16 protein-coding genes and 1 tRNA gene are annotated in these 20777 nt (G+C 66.1%); 10 read left to right on the top strand and 7 right to left on the bottom strand.

Annotation, left to right across the window (positions count from 1 at the left end):
- The first annotated feature begins 37 nt into the window (after positions 1–37).
- On the top strand, positions 38–745 hold the full coding sequence (locus APY03_RS09430) for an SDR family NAD(P)-dependent oxidoreductase (protein WP_068676123.1): 708 nt from the start codon (positions 38–40) through the stop codon (positions 743–745).
- A 52-nt stretch (positions 746–797) separates the two neighbouring features.
- Here the strand turns inward: APY03_RS09430 and APY03_RS09425 are convergent.
- The 3 genes from APY03_RS09425 to APY03_RS09415 form a co-directional block, all read right to left on the bottom strand.
- Positions 798–873: transfer RNA gene (locus APY03_RS09425), tRNA-Ala, on the bottom strand.
- A 52-nt stretch (positions 874–925) separates the two neighbouring features.
- Positions 926–1903, bottom strand: a complete 978-nt coding sequence (locus APY03_RS09420; protein ID WP_068676121.1) for a GMP reductase — start codon at positions 1901–1903, stop codon at positions 926–928.
- Positions 1904–2128: 225 nt separating this feature from the next.
- Positions 2129–3913, bottom strand: a complete 1785-nt coding sequence (locus tag APY03_RS09415) for a protein kinase domain-containing protein (protein ID WP_083944243.1) — start codon at positions 3911–3913, stop codon at positions 2129–2131.
- 230 nt (positions 3914–4143) lie between these two features.
- On the opposite strand from APY03_RS09415, the gene APY03_RS09410 reads away from it, so the two are divergent.
- A complete protein-coding gene (locus APY03_RS09410; RefSeq protein WP_068676117.1) occupies positions 4144–6507 on the top strand; it encodes a UvrD-helicase domain-containing protein in 2364 nt (787 codons plus the stop codon).
- 149 nt (positions 6508–6656) lie between these two features.
- Entirely contained in the window at positions 6657–8780 is a 2124-nt protein-coding gene (locus APY03_RS09405) for a hypothetical protein (RefSeq protein WP_232324209.1), read from the top strand.
- A gap of 75 nt (positions 8781–8855) precedes the next feature.
- On the opposite strand, the gene APY03_RS09400 is transcribed toward APY03_RS09405, so the two are convergent.
- Genes APY03_RS09400 through APY03_RS09390 form a run of 3 tightly spaced genes read right to left on the bottom strand, consistent with a single transcriptional unit; the run spans position 8856 to position 11107 of the window.
- Positions 8856–9659, bottom strand: a complete 804-nt coding sequence (locus APY03_RS09400) for a BPSS1780 family membrane protein (protein ID WP_068676112.1) — start codon at positions 9657–9659, stop codon at positions 8856–8858.
- Between the two features lie 29 nt (positions 9660–9688).
- Positions 9689–10738 (bottom strand): homoserine kinase, encoded by a 1050-nt coding sequence (locus tag APY03_RS09395; protein ID WP_068676110.1) that lies wholly within the window; start codon positions 10736–10738, stop codon positions 9689–9691.
- Positions 10739–10750: 12 nt separating this feature from the next.
- Entirely contained in the window at positions 10751–11107 is a 357-nt protein-coding gene (locus tag APY03_RS09390) for a hypothetical protein (protein WP_068676109.1), read from the bottom strand.
- Positions 11108–11204: 97 nt separating this feature from the next.
- On the opposite strand from APY03_RS09390, the gene polA reads away from it, so the two are divergent.
- From polA to APY03_RS09375, 3 genes are read left to right on the top strand one after another with little or no spacing between them, the layout of a single operon-like run.
- Positions 11205–13997 (top strand): DNA polymerase I, encoded by a 2793-nt coding sequence (gene polA, locus APY03_RS09385; protein WP_068676107.1) that lies wholly within the window; start codon positions 11205–11207, stop codon positions 13995–13997.
- A gap of 32 nt (positions 13998–14029) precedes the next feature.
- The gene (locus APY03_RS09380; protein ID WP_068676105.1) at positions 14030–15319 is read left to right on the top strand and encodes a M20/M25/M40 family metallo-hydrolase; all 1290 of its coding nucleotides are present in this window, start codon (positions 14030–14032) and stop codon (positions 15317–15319) included.
- An 8-nt stretch (positions 15320–15327) separates the two neighbouring features.
- Entirely contained in the window at positions 15328–16230 is a 903-nt protein-coding gene (locus tag APY03_RS09375; RefSeq protein ID WP_068676103.1) for a LysR family transcriptional regulator, read from the top strand.
- 3 nt (positions 16231–16233) lie between these two features.
- On the opposite strand, the gene APY03_RS09370 is transcribed toward APY03_RS09375, so the two are convergent.
- On the bottom strand, positions 16234–17445 hold the full coding sequence (locus APY03_RS09370; RefSeq protein ID WP_068676101.1) for a D-amino acid dehydrogenase: 1212 nt from the start codon (positions 17443–17445) through the stop codon (positions 16234–16236).
- A 225-nt stretch (positions 17446–17670) separates the two neighbouring features.
- On the opposite strand from APY03_RS09370, the gene APY03_RS09365 reads away from it, so the two are divergent.
- From APY03_RS09365 to APY03_RS09350, 4 genes are all read left to right on the top strand, one after another.
- Entirely contained in the window at positions 17671–18552 is an 882-nt protein-coding gene (locus APY03_RS09365; RefSeq protein ID WP_068676099.1) for a transporter substrate-binding domain-containing protein, read from the top strand.
- A gap of 32 nt (positions 18553–18584) precedes the next feature.
- Complete coding sequence (locus APY03_RS09360; protein WP_068676097.1) at positions 18585–19343, top strand: aspartate/glutamate racemase family protein; 759 nt, start codon at positions 18585–18587, stop codon at positions 19341–19343.
- A gap of 176 nt (positions 19344–19519) precedes the next feature.
- Positions 19520–20389, top strand: coding sequence for a ZIP family metal transporter (locus tag APY03_RS09355; RefSeq protein ID WP_068676222.1), 870 nt, complete (start codon positions 19520–19522; stop codon positions 20387–20389).
- A gap of 130 nt (positions 20390–20519) precedes the next feature.
- Positions 20520–20753 (top strand): hypothetical protein, encoded by a 234-nt coding sequence (locus tag APY03_RS09350; RefSeq protein WP_232073276.1) that lies wholly within the window; start codon positions 20520–20522, stop codon positions 20751–20753.
- The last annotated feature ends 24 nt before the right edge of the window (positions 20754–20777 follow it).

Here is a 20777-nt window from a genome sequence, read left to right as displayed (position 1 = left end):
CGGCGTTACGATGCCTGCCCGAACAAGGAACCGCGAAATGATCGACCCCAACACCTCCCGCCACGTCGTGGTCACAGGCGCTGCCGGCGCCCTGGGCCGCGCCGTCGTGCAGCACTTCCTCGACCAGGGCGCCCGCCTCGCTCTGCTCGACCACCGGATGGAACACATCGTCAGCGTCTTCCCGGGGCTGGACAACTCGCAACACCTGTTGCTCGAAGCTGATGTGACTTCCGGCGAGAGCATGGGGGATGCGGCTGGTCGCATCCTTGCAGCCTTCAAGCATGTGGATGCGCTGGTGCACATCGCCGGCGGCTTCGAGATGGGCGAAGAGGTGCATGCGCTGAGCCGGCCCGCCTGGGACCGCATGATGAACCTGAACGCATGGTCCTTCGTCGCGGTTTCGCAGGCGCTGGTGCCCTCGATGATCGAGCGCAAGGCCGGCAGCGTGATCGCCGTTACCGCCAAGAGCGCCGCACGCGGCACCGCCGCCATGGCGGCCTACATCGCGTCGAAGAGCGCGCTGCAGCGCCTCGTCGAGGCCTCGGCTGCCGAACTGGCGCCGCATGGGATCACGGTGAACAGCATCGCCCCCAGCGTGCTGGACACGCCGGCCAACCGCCAGGCCATGCCAGATGCCAAGCCCGAGAGCTGGGTGTCGACAGCAGTGGCGGCCCAGACCATCGGCTTCCTGGCCTCGCCCGCGGCTGCGGCGCTGCACGGCCAGCACCTGACGCTCGACGCCTGAAATAACCTGAAAGCAAAAAGGCCCCGGCGGATGCCGAGGCCTTTGAAAGAGTTGGTGGAGAGGATGAGGATCGAACTCACGACCTCCGCATTGCGAACGCGGCGCTCTCCCAGCTGAGCTACCCCCCCAACGCAGGGCGAATTCTAACCAGAATCGAGAGGCCCCGGCGCAGCCGGTGCCTTACATCAGCAGGTGCTCGCCCGCGTTGTCGCCGCCCAGCGTGACGTAGTTGACCTTGCGGATATCCATCAGCTTGCGCCCTCCCGCGTAGCTGATGGAGCTCTGGATGTCCTGCTCCATCTCGACCAGCGTATCGGCCAGCTTGCCCTTGATCGGCTCGAGGATGCGCTTGCCCTCGACATGCTTGTACTCGCCCTTGTTGAAGTCGCTGGCCGAGCCGTAGTACTCCTTGAAGAGGGTGCCGTCGACTTCCACCGTCCTGCCTGGCGACTCCTCGTGGCCGGCGAACAGCGAGCCGATCATCACCATCGACGCGCCGAAGCGGATGCTCTTGGCAATGTCGCCGTGGTCGCGGATGCCACCGTCGGCAATGATGGGCTTGGTCGCCACCCGCGCGCACCACTTGAGCGCCGACAGCTGCCAGCCGCCGGTGCCGAAGCCGGTCTTGAGCTTGGTGATGCAGACCTTGCCCGGGCCGATGCCGACCTTGGTCGCGTCTGCGCCCCAGTTCTCGAGATCGATCACAGCTTCGGGCGTGCCCACGTTGCCTGCGATCACGAAGGCCTTGGGCAGCTTCTTCTTGAGGTAGGTGATCATGTTCTTCACCGTGTCGGCGTGCCCGTGCGCGATGTCGATGGTGATGTACTCGGGCGCCAGGCCCTCGGCGGCCAGGTGGTCCACCGTTTCGTAGTCCGGCTTCTTGACGCCCAGCGAGATGGAGGCGAAGACGCCCTTCGCGTGCATGTCCTTCACGAACTGCACGTTGTCGAGGTCGAAGCGGTGCATCACGTAGAAGTAGCCGTTCTGCGCCAGCCAAGTGCAGATGGTCTCGTCGACCACTGTCTTCATGTTGGCGGGCACCGTCGGGATGCGGAAGGTGCGGCCACCCAGCGTGACGCTGGCGTCGCACTCGGAACGGCTTTCCACCACGCATTTGCGCGGCAGGAGGAGGATGTTGTCGTAGTCGAAGATCTGCATGAAACCAAGCTCCTGGAGAGGTCGTTGAAGAACGAATGAGCGCTTGGTCTGGCCGGTCTTCGGGCGCGTCCCGCAAAAGGAAGCGCGCGCAAAAAACCGGGCGCAAGAAACTTGGGCCCGGTGGCTGATTCTAGTCGCGCGGCGGCGCATGCGCAGACCGGTATGCAAATACTGTCTATGCAAGGGAGCGAATGAACCGATCGCCGCGACGCTCGGACGTTTGCTTCAAACCTGAATCAGTTGATTGGCAGGAGGTTCGAGGATCAGCTCGCGCGCATCGAGCAATTCAGCGGCACTCTGATTCGCATAGGGCTTGATCGACGGATGCTCGAGCACGTCCGTGAGCGAGGGCCGCTTGGAGGGATCCGGATCAAGCATGCGGATGATCAGGTGATGCAACGGGTTGTCCTGGTCCAAGTCAAGTTGATTGAATCGATCCTCCTCATCTTTTTTCGTAATGAACTCGTTGATAAGTTTGACGGAGGCGGTGTTGAATCCCGTGTGGGGAAAGGGCAGAAGGCGGCGAGGGTCGTCGGTGGACTCAATGTCGTCGAATCGGGGCGAGTTGAATTGGTACAGGACTACTCCCAATGACCAGACGTCGGCCTCAAAGGTGATCGTTCCTGGTGCGTGGAGTGCGTTGACGAGCTCCGGAGCGCTGAACTCGGGTGAGTCGGTCGGGCTCTTCATGGTCCGGGCCAGCGTTGCGCGCGAAGTGCCGAAGTCAATAAGCAAAGGCGCGCCATTCTCATCGAGAGCGTAGTTCTCGGGCTTGAGATCAAGATGCATGACGCCGTTGTGATGGGCCTTCTTCGCCCCCATGACCATGTACGTGAACATGGTCATTAGCGAGTGCGACGCGCGTTCACTGCCCAGTTTCTGTAACTTCAACAGAGCTTGATTGGCATCACCGTTGGGCGCATGTTGGAGAACCATCATGGGGCCGGTTTCGGGCGTTTGTACGATCCCCAGGAGCTGCACGATGTGCCCGGGCTCGCCCGTCGTTGCGTGGGCGTGTACCTCAGCTTCCTGCAGGGCTTGCGCCGCCTTTTGCTCGTCATCATGGTGCAACGACTTCACGACAACGGTCTCGGTGCCGCACCTGTAGATGTACGGACCATTTTTACAGATGGGTTCTTTGTCACGCACGAACTGGCCGCCGGGGCCGCTCAGCGTTTGATTGTCGACCCACTTGAATTTCCCCAAGTCTTGCCTGGCGGGGCGATTCAGGTCCATACCGCTACCGAGTATCAGGCTCACTATGTGGTCGATGGCACATCGGGCTTTCGGGCTTCCGAGCGCGGCCTTTGGCGTCGCGTTGGCCCAGGTCTCGGCAAACTCAATCGCTTTCTGGGCCTCTTCATAAGCAATCGGGCTTGCCCCGAGAACGCCCAGATCAAGATCAGCCGTTTTTCTGACGAAGTCCAGAAAATCGCCAACGGATTTTTTGGTGAACCGAGTAGGGTCCAAATTTTTAGACGGCAACGCGTTGAGGAAATACTGGGTCCTATGCGTCTTCAGCTTATCGGCAGCATCCTTCATGTTCGCGTTGAACCTCAGTTGCTGTTCGGCATGGACTTGCTCCGCCTTGGAGATGCCGTCAAGCAGCGCGTGAAGATCTTTCGCATATACAGAGTCCGATTCCATGATTTGGGACCGCACCTCTTCAAGTTTGGCTTTTACGAGAGGACTCCTTGAAGCCCCTCCACTGTTGGCCACATCTTTTTCGAGCCGATCTAGGACAGCTCTTGATGAACTCTTTCGAATTTTGGAACGGCCGTACGCTGCCTCCCACAGGCGCTTGGCCCGGTTGGGCTCTGCCCATGTCTTTGCATAAATGACCGTTCCCCGCGCTTCGAACACGATCCGCACGTCGGATTTTTTGTGCAAGCCCAGTTGTTGAACGGTGTTGGCGGGTGGGCGCGATACGTGCGCTGGACTGTTCTCGGTCTTCGGCGTTGCTTCGTAGAACTTGACTTCGGCCTTGATGGTCGCGGTGGTTGGGCGCATAAGTGAGATCTGACGTTTGGTAAGCTCAGAGTGACAATTCGCAGAAATTGCTCATCTGCCATGTGATCCACTGAATGCCAGTCCACGAGACAGTTGGGACGGCGCTTCCTGCTATGCGACGTCCTGTGCAAGCTGAGTAACGGACAGCCGGAAACAATTCCGCCTCCCCCGCGATGCGCGTGACCGGCGCGCCGTTGAACCGTGCAAAACAGCACTTCCTACAATGCGCCATGCTGTTCGACACCCCCGCGCCCGCCTCCCCTTTGTTGCAAAACCTCAACCCCGAGCAGCTAGCCGCCGTCACGCTGCCCGCCGGCAACGCCCTGATCCTCGCAGGCGCCGGCTCCGGCAAGACCCGCGTCCTCACCACCCGCATCGCCTGGCTGCTGCAAACCGGCCAGGTCTCGCCAGGCGGCATCCTGGCCGTCACCTTCACCAACAAGGCGGCCAAGGAGATGATGGCGCGCCTGACCGCCATGCTGCCCGTCAACGTGCGCGGCATGTGGATCGGCACCTTCCACGGCCTGTGCAACCGCTTCCTGCGCGCGCACTGGAAGCTGGCCGGGCTGCCGTCCACCTTCCAGATCCTCGACACGCAGGACCAGCTTTCGGCCATCAAGCGGCTGATGAAGCAGTTCAACGTCGATGAAGAGCGCTTCCCGGCCAAGCAGACGCAGTGGTTCATCGCCGGCGCCAAGGAAGATGGCCTGCGCCCGCGCGACGTCGAGACCCGCAGCGAGGATGACCGCAAGAAGGTCGAGCTCTACCAGCTCTACGAGGATCAGTGCCAGCGCGAAGGCGTGGTCGACTTCGGCGAGCTGATGCTGCGCAGCTACGAGCTGCTGCGCGACAACGACCCGGTGCGCGAGCACTACCAGCGGCGCTTCCGCCACATCCTCATCGACGAGTTCCAGGACACCAACCGCCTGCAGTACGCCTGGATCAAGATGCTCGCCGGCACCACTGTGGAGGGCCGCTTCGTCCCGGGCGACAACAGCGTGCTCGCCGTGGGCGACGACGACCAGAGCATCTACGCCTTCCGCGGCGCGCGCGTGGGCAACATGGCCGACTTCGTGCGGGAGTTCGATGTAACGCACCAGATCAAGCTGGAGCAGAACTACCGCAGCTACAGCAACATCCTCGACTCGGCCAACGCGCTGATCAGCCACAACAAGAAGCGGCTCGGCAAGAACCTGCGCACCGACCAGGGCCCCGGCGAGCCGGTGCGCGTGTACGAATCGACCAGCGACTTCGCGGAGGCGCAGTGGATGGTGGAGGAAATGCGCCAGCTCGTGCGCGAGGGCATCGAGCGCAAGGAGATGGCGGTGCTCTACCGCAGCAACGCGCAGAGTCGCGTGATCGAGACCGCGCTCTTCAATGCCGCTGTGCCCTACCGCGTGTACGGCGGCCTGCGCTTCTTCGAGCGCGCCGAGATCAAGCATGCATTGGCTTACCTGCGGCTGCTCGAGAACAAGGACGACGACACCAGCTTCCTGCGCATCGTCAACTTTCCGCCGCGCGGCATCGGCGCGCGCAGCATCGAGCAACTGCAGGACGCCGCCCGTGCCGCGGGTCGGTCGCTGCATGACGCAGTCGCTGCCGTCGGCGGCAAGGCCGGTGCCAACCTGTCGGCATTCGTCGCCAAGATCGACGTGCTGCGCGAGCAGACCCAGGGCCTGTCGCTGCGCGAGATCATCGAGCTGGTGCTGCAGCACAGCGGCCTGATCGAGTACTACCGCACCGAGCGCGAAGGCGCCGACCGCATCGAGAACCTGGAGGAACTGGTCAACGCGGCCGAGAGCTTCGTCACGCAGGAGGGCTTCGGCCGCGACGCGGTGGCGATGCCGGTGGACGAACTGCGCCAGTCGCCGGCCAGCCAGGGCCTCGATCCGAACCTGCCGATCACCGACGAGCCCCTGGCACCGGACGCCGAGACCGGCGAGACCATGAGCCCGCTGGCCGCCTTCCTGACCCACGCCGCGCTGGAATCGGGCGACAACCAGGCGCAGGCCGGACAGGACGCGGTGCAGTTGATGACCGTGCACGCGGCCAAGGGCCTGGAGTTCGACTGCGTGTTCATCACCGGCATGGAGGAGGGACTCTTTCCGCACGAGAACTCGCTGTCGGACCACGAAAGCCTGGAAGAGGAACGCCGGCTGATGTACGTGGCCATCACGCGCGCGCGCCAGCGCCTGTACCTGAGCCATTCGCAGACCCGCATGCTGCACGGCCAGACCCGCTACAACCTCAAGAGCCGCTTCTTCGACGAATTGCCCGAGAGCGCGCTCAAGTGGCTGACGCCGAAGAACCAGGGCTTCACGCCCTCGGCTTTCGGCTACGGCGGGGGCTACGCGAGCACGCGCGGCGGCAGCTACGGCAGCAAGGACAACTTCGCCAGCCCACCCGTGCCGCCGCAGAAGGCTGCGCCTTCGCATGGCCTGCGTTCGGGCATGCAGGTCTTTCACAACAAGTTCGGCGAGGGCACGGTGCTCGCGCTGGAGGGCAGCGGCGACGATGCGCGGGCGCAGATCAACTTCCCGCGCCACGGCATCAAGTGGCTGGCGCTGTCGGTGGCGAAGCTGACGCCGGTTTAGGCGCCGGGACCGGGTGGTTGACCCTGGCTCGAGAGGAACCCCGGGCGCGAGCGCGTTACTCAGGTGTGATGTCGGATGTGCATGCCAGGGCGGTTGCCTTTCGGCATGTCCTCCCAGTTCTGAACCCACACCAAGAGCAATCGCCAACCATGAAATTTCCTTCCAGAGTATCGAGCAGATCGACCAGCCGCTCGGAGTCAGCCGAAGAGGTCCAGAGGGAGGAAGTCGAGCACAGTCCTGCCGATTCCTCGGCGGTTGATGATGCTCGGTCGCGCAGTCCTTCCGTGAGCCCGCGTCTCATCGCCTTTCACGAAGGAGGGCTGAACGGGCCAGAGCGAACCGGCCCTTGGATGCTGACCCTGCTGCCGGACGTTGAAACGGTGGAGGACATCAAAGCCTGGGTCGGAGCGCTGACGCCGGGTCTTTGCGAGGCCTGTCCGGACTTGCTGCCGTGCTTGTCAGATCGGCTCGCAGGCTTGCTGGTGGACCTGACTCCTCGAGAGCTGGGCGAGTGCGTGAAGCTCTGCATGGACACTGCATCGTCGGCGAAGCAGGCATTCGCTGTGTGGCCGAATCTTTGCGGCGCTGTTCACAGGCTGTCGCCTCTTGCCATGCAGACGCTTCTGGCATGTTTGCATGACCAGCAGCGTCAAGGACAGCTTCCCCAGCACGGGCTCGCTTTGATCGACCACGTCCAGGCAGTCGTTGCCGGCGTCGAACAAACCCTCCCAGGGCTTGGGTTTGCCGTGCCGAGCACCACGCGGGTTGTGCCCATCGAATCCGCCCCCGTTGCTCTCGAGGAGGACGAGATCATCGTGATCGACACGGGCTCTGACCGCCATGCGCTCCAGGCGCTGGGTGCGACGACGGACGGCGCCCCCATGAAACTGCCCTTCGATGTGCTGCAGCGGGTGATGGCGCACGTGCTCCGGGACCAGGGCATCGACTGGATGCGCCCTGAGTATCTTCCTCCTGAGGACGAGGACTCCGATTCCCGCGCTGCCTTGGTGAAACTGGCACTGGTCGACAAGGAATTCTTCGCTTGCTTCAGTCCGAAGCTGGCCAATCATCCGTGGAAACAGATGGTGGCCCACAGCGGCAATTCATCAACCTTTGGACACCCGGGCGCGCTCCAGGACAAGATGCACGATCTGGTCCGGGAGCTTGTGGATCTGGATGCACAAACGGTCGCTTCGATGTTGCCAAGCGCGCCGGGCGTGACGCAGCGCCGCCTCGATCTCGTGCTGCGGGCCTTGTTGTTGGGCTCGATCCAGAGCGAACGTGGTGTGGGCGCGCCGATGCAGAGTGCCTATCGTGACCTGCACAATCGGGCGATGTTCCAGTTGCTGAGCCGGAGCCGGAAGATGTCGCCGTGTTTCGCGCAGCACATCGATCTGTCGGCGCTGCCATTGCAGTTCCTGACCATGGCTCACCGCACTCTGGGCCCAGGGAAAAGAGAGGGCTTTGAGCGATTGGTCGCCCAAGTCAACTATTGCCTGCCGGCGTACCCGACGGTTGTGCAGGCGCAGACCCTGCTGGGCTTGTTGTCCATGCTTCCCCTGCCGAAGAGCCAGGCGCAAGTGCGCAGCCGTCTCCAGGAGCTCATACTCGGACCGGGTTCGTGGCCAGCTCCGGCCTATGAGTGGCTGTACTGCCAATGGGAGCACCTGGACGACATGCTCGCGCTGATCGCGAATCCCGACGAGGTCATCGAAGTGGCGGCGCCGGTGGCGAACGCCCTTCTCGCGGCACTCCAGCGCTACCACGGTGTGAGCGACGAGCCCGCTCTGCTGATCGACGACCCGTTTGGCGAACGCTATGTCCTGTGGAGCCTTGCCGACATCCGCCTGCTCGGCGCCCTGTGCCGACGTGCGAACGCGTCCGGGGACTGGCCGCCGGGGCTCGTGGACTGCCTGGCAGATCTCTTGCGCCAGTTCTGCTCGGTGACCGTTCCCTACGTCGAAGAGTTCGCGGGCCCTGGCTTCATGGAGCATTTTCCAGCGGACATTCTGCGCTCTGCATTTCTTCGGCTCACACCGCATGAGCAGGGCCAGATGTTGATCAGGCGCTATTCCCCCGATGGCGAGCGCGAGTTGCCGGGTCACATGGAGCTGATCCGGATCTTCGGGAAGCGGGTGGACATCGACCCCTATGAACGACTTGCGGTCCTGGAGGTCATCCCGATGGTTTTCAATCAGCACCCCCAGTGCAACGACCTCGTGGCCTTGCTGATCGAGGAGCTGGAGGGCCAGGTGGCCGGCCAGCCGTCCTGATCGACGCACGCTTGCAGCAACTCCGTCGGCGCGTTGACCTTGCGCTCGCGCGGCAGGCCGCCGCCGTGGATGCAGCTAGTCCGCCCGGAAGCTGTCCCTGAAGGTGAACCAGGTCGAGCTCAGCGACATGGCCGCCAGCACCAGCGCGCTGCCGATCATCAGCGCGCTGCCGATGGCCGAGGCACCGCCGCCCATGCCGATGGCGCCGACACCGACCAGCACCGTGGCCACCAGGCCGATGGCGATGCCGGCGACTAGGAACACGCCGAACCACGAGAGGCAGAACATCGCATAGGCGCCGAAGTTGCGGAACAGCGCGACCAGGCTGAAGAACAGGCTCTTCACGGGTTCGACGTGATGCCAGTGCACCAGCGCCGGCGCATGCCACATGGCCAGCGACAGCGGCAGGTTGAGCACCATGACGAACAGGCGCGCGGTCTGGAAGTCGCTGCTGGCCAAGACCTCGGGCGAGAGCGTCTCGTCGAGCAGGTAGGCGCTTGCCAGCTGCCCGCCGTCGAACAGGGCCGAGACGCCCACTGCCAGGACGAAGTAGGCAGCCGAGATCAGGCCCAGCACGATCATCGGCCGCCACTCGCTGCGCACCGCTCCGGCAGCGGCCGCGAACATGGCCGGCGCTGCCGGCTTCTGCCGGTCGTTGGCATGGGCGACCGAGGTGGCGACCATCAGCCCCAGCGTCATGAAGGGCAGCAGGATGGGCGCCAGCACGCTGCCGATCAGCGGCAGCTGCGAGGCGATCGAGATCGACGCCATGAACAGGAAGAAGAGCGAAATGAAGGCCAGCGGCTGCCGCCAGAAGGTCTTGAGCCCGAGGCGGACCCATTCGGCGCCGGTGCGTGCCGGCACGAGGTTCAGTTTCATGGATGGAGAGGCCGGGGGCTGAAAAAGCCTCAGGCGGCCTGCGGCTCGCCGAGGGCGATGCACGAAGAGAAGGGTGCGGCCGGCGCCCGCGAGCGTTCGCGCAGCACGCGCTCGAAATGGGTCGGATCATGGGCCTTGAGCATGCTCGCCTCGCGCGGCAGGTGGAAGTCCCACAGCCGCGAGATCCAGAAGCGCAGGGCCGCGGCGCGCAGCATCGCGGGCAGCAGGGCTCGCTCGGCACCGGTCAGCGGCCGCACGGTGCCATACGCGGCCAGCAGGGCGTCGGCGCGCACCGGGTCGTGCCGGCCGGTGGGCAGGTCGATCGCCCAGTCGTTGAGGCACACCGCCAGGTCGAACAGCCAGGTGTCGGTGCCGGCGAAGTAGAAGTCGAACACGCCGGTCAGGCGTGGGGTGTCGCCGTCGGCGGCGAACATGGTGTTGTCACGGAACAGGTCGGCGTGCACCGGGCCGCGCGGCAGCGCCGCGTAGGCCGAGGATTGGGCGATGTGGTTCTGGTAGGCCAGCTCGCTCTTCAGCAGCGCGGCCTGCGGTGCTTCGAGGTGGGGCAGCACCACCGGCGCGGTGTCGTTCCACCAGGCCAGGCCGCGCAGGTTGGGCTGGATGCGGGGGAAGTCGCGCGCAGCCTTGTGCATGCGCGCCAGAAGACGGCCCAGCTCGGCGCAGTGCAAGGGGGTGGGGGCCAGCTCACTCTTGCCCGCGAGCCGCTGCACCAGCGCCGCCGGCTTGCCCGCGACCCGGTGCAGGAACTCGCAGGGCGCATCGGCCGGGACGGAGAGGGGATGTCCGCCGAGCGGCTCAATCGCCGGGTCGGCGACCGGCTCGGGCACCGGGATGCCGCGCGAGGCCAGGTGCTTCATCAGGCACAGGTAGTAGGGCAGTTGATGCGGCCCCAGGCGCTCGAACAGCGTCAGGACGAATTCGCCCGACGCGGTGCTGGCGAAGTAGTTGGTGTTTTCGATGCCGCCCTCGATGCCTCGCAGTGCAGCCAGCGGGCCCAGGCCGAGACGCTGGACCAGCGCATCGGCTTCGTCGAACCCGACTTCGGTGAAGACCGCCACGGCCGCCCGTGCTCAGAACTTGAGCACGTTCCAGACCCGCGCGCCGTTGCCGTTGCCGCCGCCGGCCTCTGACCGGCCCTGCCGGTCGCGCCCGCCCTGGTTCGGCAGCACCTCGTAGGAGGGCACGTTCGCCTTGGGCTGGACCGTGATGCTCTGGGTCTGGCCGCCGTAGCGCACCTCGTCGACGCGCGCACCAGAATCTTCGACGTGGATGTGCTCTATCTTCTGGTTGCGGCGCGGCGACTCGGGCGTGGCCTGGGCCTCGGCGGGCGGCGGCGCGCTCTGGGCATGAACGGCGGCCAGCGGGGCGGCGCCGGCCAGCGCGGCGAGCAGGGCGCCGCGGGCAAGCAGAAGATGAGGTGAGGGCATGGGGTGATTGTAGGCGGCGGCCCCATGGGCCGCTGTCAGCCGGCAACGACGTTCGCCGTCGTGCGGGTGCCCGGACGCGGCGCGGCAAAATGCTCCGATGACCGACAAGAAAACATTGCTGCTCGTGGATGGTTCGAGCTACCTGTACCGCGCCTTCCATGCGATGCCCGATCTGCGCGCAGTGCCGGGCGATCCCGGCAGCCCGGCGACCGGCGCCATCCGCGGCATGATCAACATGCTGCAGGTGCTGCGCCGCGAGGTCCGGGCCGACTACGCCGCCTGCGTCTTCGACGCGCCTGGCAAGACCTTCAGGGACGCGTGGTATCCCCAGTACAAGGCCAACCGCTCCGCGATGCCCGACGACCTGCGCAGCCAGGTGGAGCCCATTCACGAAGTCGTCAAGCTCCTGGGCTGGCCGGTGCTGTGCGTGCCCGACATCGAGGCCGACGACGTGATCGGCACCCTGGCACGCACAGCGGCGAACCAGGGCGTCGAGGTGATCGTCTCCAGCGGCGACAAGGACCTGAGCCAGCTGGTCGACGAGCACGTCACCATCATCGACACCATGAGCGGGAAGAGACGCGACGTGGACGGCGTCACGGCCGAGTTCGGCGTGCCGCCCCGCCTGATGGTCGACTACCAGACGCTGGTGGGCGACAGCGTCGACAACGTGCCCGGGGTAGAGAAGGTGGGCCCGAAGACGGCTGCCAAGTGGCTGCTGGAGTACGGCTCGCTCGATGCGCTCATCGCCCGCGCCGGCGAGGTCAAGGGCCAGGCCGGCGAGAACCTGCGCAAGGCCCTCGACTGGTTGCCGCAGGGCAAGCGTCTGGTGACCATCCGTACCGATTGCGAACTCGACGGCCATGTGCCCGGGCTGCCCGCGCTCGATGGCATTGCCATCGGCCCGCACCAGGTCGACGCGTTGAAGAGCTTCTACGAGAAGTACGGATTCAAGAGCCTGGTGAAGACGCTGGAGGCGCATGAAGTACCGCCCGAGCTCATCCGGGAGAACAAGGCGAAGCGCGGTCCCGAGGGTGGCACCGGCCTGCTCGAGGAGCCGGCCGCCGACGCCGGCGCCAAGGCCACCAACGTGGCCTACGACACGGTCCTCGACTGGGCGCTCTTCGACACCTGGCTGGCGAAGATCGAGGCCGCCGAGCTGGTCGCGCTGGACACCGAGACCACTTCGCTTGACGAGATCCACGCCGAGATCGTGGGCATCAGCTTCAGCGTCAAGCCCGGCGAGGCGGCCTACGTCCCGCTGGCGCACAACTATGGCGACGCGCCGGCGCAGCTGCCGCGGGGCGAGGTGCTCGCCAGGCTCAAGCCCTGGCTGGAGGACGGCACGAAGAAGAAGCTGGGCCAGCACGTCAAGTACGACCGCCATGTGTTCGCCAACCACGGCATCGAGGTGCAGGGCTACGCGCACGACACCATGCTGCAGAGCTACGTGCTCGAAGTGCACAAGCCGCACGGCCTGGCCAGCCTGGCCGAGCGCCACCTGGGCCGCAGCGGCATCGACTACGAGGACCTGTGCGGCAAGGGCGCGCACCAGATCCCGTTCAGCCAGGTGTCGATCGACAAGGCGGCCGAGTACGCCTGCGAGGACTCCGACCAGACGCTGGACGTGCACCTCGCGCTCTGGCCCAAGCTGCAGGCCGACGACAAGCTGCGCTTCGTCTACGAGCTGGAAATGGCCTCCAGCGAAACCCTCTACCGCATCGAGCGCAACGGCGTGCTGATCGACGCGCCCACGCTGGCGGCCCAGAGCAACGAGCTGGGCAAGCGCATCATGGCGCTGGAGCAGGAAGCCTACGAGCTCGCGGGCCAGCCCTTCAACCTGGGCTCGCCGAAGCAGATCGGCGAGGTCTTCTTCACCAAGCTGGGGCTGCCGGTGGTCAAGAAGACGCCCAGCGGCGCGCCGAGCACCGACGAGGAGGTGCTGGAGAAGCTGGCCGAGGACTTCCCGCTGCCGGCCAAGATCCTCGAACACCGCGGCCTGTCCAAGCTCAAGGGCACCTACACCGACAAGCTGGGCCAGCTGGCGCATCCGCGCTCGGGCCGCGTGCACACGCACTACGCGCAGGCGGTAGCGGTGACGGGGCGGCTGTCCAGCAACGACCCCAACCTCCAGAACATCCCGATCCGCACCCCCGAAGGCCGGCGCGTGCGCGAGGCCTTCGTGGCGCCGGCGGGCAGCGTGATCGCGAGTTCCGACTACTCGCAGATCGAGCTGCGCATCATGGCCCACATCAGCGGCGACGCGTCGCTGCTGCGCGCGTTCACCGAGGGCATCGACGTGCACCGCGCGACCGCGGCCGAGGTCTTCGGCGTGGCGGTGGACCAGGTGTCGAGCGAGCAGCGCCGCTACGCTAAGGTCATCAACTTCGGGCTGATCTACGGCATGAGCAGCTTCGGCCTGGCGCGCAACCTCGGCATCGAGACCAAGGCCGCGGCCTCCTACATCGACCGCTATTTCGCACGCTACCCGGGCGTGAAGATCTACATGGACGAGACCAAGGCGCTGGCCAAGCAGCGGGGCTATGTGGAAACGGTGTTCGGCCGGCGCCTCTACCTGCCCGAGATCAACTCGCCCAACGGCCCTCGCCGCGGCGGGGCCGAGCGCGCCGCCATCAACGCGCCGATGCAGGGCACGGCGGCCGACCTGATCAAGCTCAGCATGGTCAAGGTGCAGGACGTGCTCGACGCCGAGCAGCGCCGCACGAAGATGATCATGCAGGTGCACGACGAACTGGTGTTCGAGGTGCCAGAGGATGAAGTCGACTGGGTCCGCAGCGAGATCCCGCGACTCATGGCCGGCGTGGCGGAGCTCAAGGTTCCGCTCCTGGCCGAGATCGGCTTTGGCCCGAACTGGGACAAGGCCCACTGAAAAGAAGACGAGACCCAAGGAAAGACCACAGGATGAAGCTCCCGCATTCCCTCCGCACCCTCGCGCTTGGCGTCGTCTGCGCCGCCTGGCTGGGCATCGCCTCGGCCGCACCCGACGAGCGCATCGCCGCGCTGGCCGCCAAGGAAAAGCCTGCCCTGCTCGAAACCCTGAAGCAGCTGGTCTCCATCGAATCGGGCAGCCGAGACCTCGAAGGCCTGGACAAGATCGCCAACCTGATCGCCGAGCGCCTCGAGGCGATGGGCGGCCAGGTCGAGCTGGTCGACCCCACGGCCGAGGCCTACCGCATGGAGGACACGCCGGAGAAGATCGGCAAGGCGGTGCGCGCCACCTTCAAGGGCACCGGCAGCAAGAAGATCATGCTGATCGCCCACATGGACACGGTCTATCAGATCGGCATGCTGAACAAGCAGCCCTTCCGCATCGAGGGTGACAAGGCCTACGGCCTGGGCATCGCCGACGACAAGCAGGGCGTGGCCGTCATCCTGCACGCGGTGGCGCTGCTGAAGGCGCTGGACTTCAAGGAATACGGCACGCTCACGGTGCTGATCAACGGCGACGAGGAAATCAGCTCGCCCGGTTCGCGCGCGCTCATCAGCCGGCTCGGCGCGGAGCACGACGTGGTGATGTCGTACGAGGGCGCTTCGGTCAAGGAAGACAAGCTTTCGCTGGCCACCGCTGGCATCGCGTCGGTGTCGCTCAACGTCACGGGCAAGGCCTCGCATGCGGGCTCGGCGCCCGAGCTGGGTGTGAATGCGCTGTACGAGCTCTCGCACCAGATCCTGCAGATGCGCGACCTGTCCGATCCGGCGACCGGGCTCAAGATGAACTGGACGATCTCGAAGTCGGGCACCAATCGCAACGTCATCCCTGCATCGGCCAGCGCCGCAGCCGACGTGCGCGTGCTCAAGGTCAGCGACTACGACCGCATCGAGAAGCAGGTGCAGGAACGGGTGAAGAAGCAGCTGGTTCCCGAGGCCAAGGTCGAGATGAAGTTCGAGCGCCGCCGCCCGCCGCTGGAGGCCACCGACGCTTCGCGCGCGCTGGCCACGCATGCGCAGGCGGTCTACAAGGAACTGGGCCGTAGCCTGGGCGCGGACGACAAGGTGGCCGGTGGCGGCACCGATGCGGCGTTTGCCGCGCTGCAGACCAAGGCGCCGGTGGTGGAGCGCTTCGGCTTGCAGGGCTTCGGCGCGCATTCGGCCGATGCCGAGTACGTGTTGGTCGACTCCATCGAGCCGCGGCTCTACCTGGCTGCGCGGATGGTGATGGACATCTCGCGCGGCAAGGTCGCCGCCAGGTAGATAGCTCGATGCGCCTGCGCCACATCGAGGTCTTCAACGCCATCATGCTCACCGGCAGCGTGAGCGCGGCGGCCAGGCTCATCAACATCACGCAGCCGGCCGTCAGCCGCACGCTGCAGCATGCGGAGCTCCAGCTGGGCTTCCCGCTGTTCCAGCGCGCCAAGGGGCGGCTCACCCCCACGACCGAGGCGCAGGCGCTCTATCCGCACATCGAACGCCTGTTCGCGCAACTCGACGAGGTGCAGCGGCTGGCGGCCCACCTGCGCACGGGCAGCGATGCGGGCGAGCTGCGCATCCTCACGGTGCTGGCGCTGAGCTATGAAGTGCTGCCGCGCGCGCTCAAGTCATTCCGGCAGAAGCATCCGGGCATCGCCGTCACCGTGGAGGCCCTGCACTCGCCGCAGATCATGTCGGCGCTGCTGCGGCAGGAGGCCGACGTGGGCTTCGCCTTCAGTCCCGCGGTGCACCCCTCGCTCACGCAGGAGGCGCTGGCCGACAGCCGCATGGTCTGCATCGCGCCCAAGGGGATGTTGCCGCGCGCACTGGTACGTAACGGCTCGGCGGCGCTGCACGACCTCGTCAAGCTGCCGGTGGTGGGGCTCGACAGCCGCGACCCCGTGGGCACCAGCCTGAGCCAGGCGTGCCGGCAGGCCGGGGTGGGCTTCCAGCAGGCCGTGGTCACGGTGCAGACCTACCATGCCGCGCTGGCCATGGCGCACCACGGGCTCGGCGTGGCCCTGGTCGACGGCTGCACCGCCGGATCTGCCGATCGCGAGAAGGTGGATGTGCTGGCGCTCGAGCCGCGCATTCCGGTGCCTATCCGTGCCTTGCGCTTTGCCGAGCGGCCCGATTCGGTGGCGGTGCGCGGCATCACGCGATGCATGCGCGAGGCGATCGAGGAAATGGCATAGGGCCTAGGCCGTCAGCTGCCGCGCCACGCGCTGCGCCGATCCGAAAGCCAGCGTGAAGCCCAGCGCGCCGTGGCCGGTGTTGAACACCATGTTCGACGGCGCGCCGGCAATGCGCCCGATGATGGGCACGCCTGTCGGCGTGGCCGGGCGCATGCCGGTCCAGGGGTGGAGCGCCTCCATGCGGCTGGCCTGCGGGAACACGGCGCGCGTCGCCGCCGCCAGCGTCTCGATGCGCGTGGCCGGGATGCTGGCATCGTGCCCCACCAGCTCGGCCATCCCCGCCACCCGCAGGCGCGAGCCGATGCGCGCGAACACCACCTTGCGCGTGCTGTCGGTCACGCTGACCTGCGGGGCGGCATCGGGCGCCCCGTCGACATCGACGGTGATGCTGTAGCCCTTGAGCGGATAGACCGGCAGGTAGGCGCCGAGCTGGCGACCCAGCCGGTGCGAAGCGGTGCCCAGGGCCATGACGAAGGCGTCGGCCTCCACGTCGCCCGCGCTGGTCTGCACCGCTGCCACGCGGCCATCGCGCAGGTCGAAGCGCTGCACCTCGCAGTCGAGCAGGAAACGAACGCCGCTCGCGCGCAACGCCCGCTCCAGCGCGATGCAGAGCTTGAGGCAGTCGGCGGCGCATTCGCTGGGCGTGTGAATGGCGCCGGCCATCTGCGTGCGGTAGGCCTTGAGCGCCGGCTCGATCGCGATGCATTCGTCGGGCGTGACCAGGCGCTGCTCGCTGCCCATCGTGCGCTGGAGCTCGAGTTGGCGGCGGGCGCCGTCCAGCGAGGCGGCACTTCCATACAGGACCAGCTTGCCGGTGCTGGAGAAATCGCAGTCGGGTTCGAGCCCGGACAGCATGGCTTCGAAGGCGGCACGGCTCTCGGCCGCGAGCGCCAGCAACCGGGCCGTGGTCTCGCGCGAGGTGCGCGCGTTGCAGGCCGCGAGAAATGCCAGGCCCCAGCGCCATTGCAGCGGATCGAGCTGGGGCCGCAGCTTCAGCGGGGAGGAGGGCGATAACAGCAGCTTGGGCAGCTGCTTCCAGATGGAGGCGTCGGCCAGCGGCTGCACGTAGGAATAGCTCAGCTGCGCGCCATTGCCGCCGCTCGCGCCGGACCCGGGCGCCGCGCGGTCGACCACGCTGACCTGGACGCCCCGCTGGCTCAACTGCCACGCCGTGGCCAGGCCCACGATGCCTGCACCCAGCACACCCACATGCATGACGCCTTCTTCCTGTCGCTTTGTTGGAATACTCGACTGTAGGCGTCGGCCGCGCATGCGTGAAATGCCGAAAGCGCCGCAGCCCATAGCCAAAGCTCATGCCTTCAGGCGCCAGGCGCTGGCCATAACATTTGGTCATGGGCGTGGGCGCAAAAGGAATTGTGACCGCCGCGTGAATCGTTCCTACACTCGGCAACACATTCCATTCCGATCGAAAGGGCTCGCATGAAGATTTCCGTATTGATGGCTGCCGTGGCGTTCGCCGCTGCCGCAACGGGCGCGCAGGCTGCCGACACCCTGGCCAAGATCGCCGCCTCCGGCAAGATCACGCTCGCCTACCGCGAGTCCTCGGTGCCCTTCAGCTACCTCGACGGGGGCAAGCCGATCGGCTTCTCGGTCGAGCTCTCCAATGCGGTGGTCGAAGCAGTCAAGAAGAAGCTCAACAAGCCCAATCTCGAGGTGGCCATGATGGCCGTGACCTCGCAGAACCGAATTCCTTTGCTGAGCAACGGCACCGTCGACCTGGAATGCGGTTCCACCACCAACAACAGCGCACGCGCCAAGGACGTGAGCTTCGCCGTCAACCATTTCTACACAGGCACGCGCCTGCTGGCGAAGAAGTCCTCCAACATCAAGGGCTACGCCGACCTCGCGAAGAAGACGGTCACCAGCACCACCGGCACCACCAACGCGCTTGTCATGCGCAAGTACAACGCCGAGAAAAACCTCGACATGGACATCGTGCTCGCCAAGGACCACGCCGACGCCTTCCTGCTGGTCGAGGGCGGCCGCGCCGTGGCTTTCGCGATGGACGACATCCTGCTGTACGGCCTGATGGCCAATGCGAAGAACCCGGCCGAGTTCGAGGTGGTGGGCGAGGCGCTGCAGGTCGAGCCCTATGCCTGCATGCTGGCCAAGGACGACACCGCTTTCAAGAAGCTGGTGGACGACACTTTCATCGGCCTGATGAAGAGCGGCGAGTTCGAGAAGATGTACACCAAGTGGTTCCTCCAGCCGATCCCACCCAAGAACGTGCCGCTGAACCTGCCGATGAGCCCGCAGCTGCGCGAGAACATCATGTCGCCCACTGACAAGCCAGCGACCTGAGCGCAAGCGTTGATCGAGGCAGGGAGGGCGCGATGCTGAAGTCGCAGACTGTCGGCATTCTGGGCGGCATGGGGCCGGCGGCAGGTGCCGACTTCGTGCGCCTCTTCGTCGAAGCATGTGCCCGGCTCATGCGCGCTCGCGGCGAGCCGGTGCGCGACCAGGCTTTTCCCGAGCACTGGCTGGCGCAGGTGCCGGTGCCCGACCGCAGCGGCGCGCTCGGATCGAATGCGCTCGGCGCCCACCAGCCGCTGGAGCCCATGCTGCAGGCGCTCGGACGGCTGGCCGCCCTGGGCAGCCGCGCCGTGGCCATCGCCTGCAACACGGCCCATGCATGGCACGCCACGCTGCAGGAGCGCTTCCCGCAGATCGAGGTATTGCATGTGGCGCGCGAGGTCTCGGCGCAACTCGCGGCCGAGGGCGTGCGCGGCACGGCGCTGATGGCGACCGAGGGCACCTATCGCGTGGGGCTCTACGAGCAGGCGCTCGCCGCTGCGGGCCTGGCCTGCCACCTGCCCCTGGCCGAGGAACGCAGGCTGCTGATGCGCGGCATCTACGAGGGCGTGAAAGCCGGCGACATGCGCTTGGCGGAGCGTTGCTTCAGCCGGGTCGCGCTGCAACTGGCGGGCCGGCATGGCCCGGTGGCCATCGTCATGGGCTGCACCGAGATCCCGCTGGGCCTGCAAGGCTCGGCCGCCGTCGCCGGGCTGCGGCTGGTCGATCCGGCACGGGTCCTGGCCTCGGCGCTCGCACTGCGGGCCTATGACGGGGCTTCAGAGCGGATTCACACCTGATCGCCTGCAGGGCGGCTTTTGCGCCGGCGCGGTCCCGCGTCCGTGGGCATCCTCCCCCTTGACACGGTTGATAAGATGAAAGCAGCTCTGGCCACCGGCTCCCGGCGGCCATGGCGAGCGCTGCTTTTTGCCGAAGCCGTCCGATGGGCGGCTTTGTTTTTTCTCGTGAATCCATCATGAACCTGTTCGCCATCATTGCCGCCACCCTTGTCGCCGGCATCGGAAGTGTCTGGATCGCCGCGCTGCTGTTGCGCGTGGGCGTGCGCGGCGGCGGCGGTGTCGGTCCGCAGCACCTGCTGAGCCTGGCGGCCGGCGCGCTGCTGGCCACTGCCTTCATGCACCTGCTGCCCGAGGCCTTCGAAAGCCGTATCGAACCGGGCCTGCTGTTCGGTGTGCTGCTCGGCGGGCTGGTGATGTTCTTCCTGCTCGACAAGGCCGAACTCTGGCACCACGGTCACGAGCACCATCAAGGCGAGGAGGAGCACCACGACCATGGGCCCGGACGCGCGCATTCGCACGGCCACGACCACCCGCACAAGGGCGGCGGCTGGGCGGTGCTCACCGGCGACAGCGTGCATTGCTTCGGCGACGGCATCCTGATCGCCTCGGCCTTTGTCGCCGACTTGCGCCTGGGCCTCGTGGCGGCGCTCGCGGTGCTGGCGCACGAAGTACCGCACCACATCGGCGACCTGATCGTGCTGCGCCAGAGCTCGCCCAATGCACGGGCCGCGTTGGTCAAGGTGTCGCTCGCCGGCACCATGACTGCGATGGGCGGCCTGGCCGGTTGGTGGCTCGTCGACCAGCTCCATGGCCTGCTGCCTTACTTCCTGGTGCTGGCTTCCAGCAGCTTCGTCTACGTGGCGCTGGCCGACCTGATCCCGCAGCTGCAGAAGCGCCTGAGCGCGCGCGAGACCGCCTTGCAGATCGCCTGGCTCGCCGTGGGCCTCCTGCTGGTGATGGGCGTCAGCCGCCTGGCCCATGGCGAGCACGGACATGCCCATGAGCCCGCCGAGCCCGCCCACGAGGAACACGGGCACAGGCACTGACGCGCGCGGACGCGGTACTTTCCGACACGGCGCCCGTTCGACCGGTTGCAAACTCGGGCTACCCAAGTCGGGCGAGGAGGCTCACACTTGGGATTCGCCAACGCGAGCCACAACAGCCTAGGAGCCGATCATGAACCGCGCCGATCCCCCGCTGCGCTCCGTCGACCCCGTCGACGATCCGACGGAAGAAGAAATCGAGGACGACGAGCTGCCCGAAGGCGAAGCTCTGGACGAAGTAGAAGCCGGAGCGCCGGATGAGCTTTCCGAGGAAACCGGCATCGACCTGAGCGATGCCAGCGAGCTCGATGCCGACAACGTGCCCGCCGACGAGGAATTCGATCGCGTCATGCAGGCGCCGGACTGAGGCCGCCCGGTCCGCACCGGGCCT

It is taken from the genome of Variovorax sp. WDL1, from assembly GCF_001541225.1.
GTDB lineage: Bacteria > Pseudomonadota > Gammaproteobacteria > Burkholderiales > Burkholderiaceae_C > Variovorax.
The sequence above is the reverse complement of the archived record's forward strand: the minus strand, read 5'-3'. Positions and strand labels throughout refer to the sequence as shown.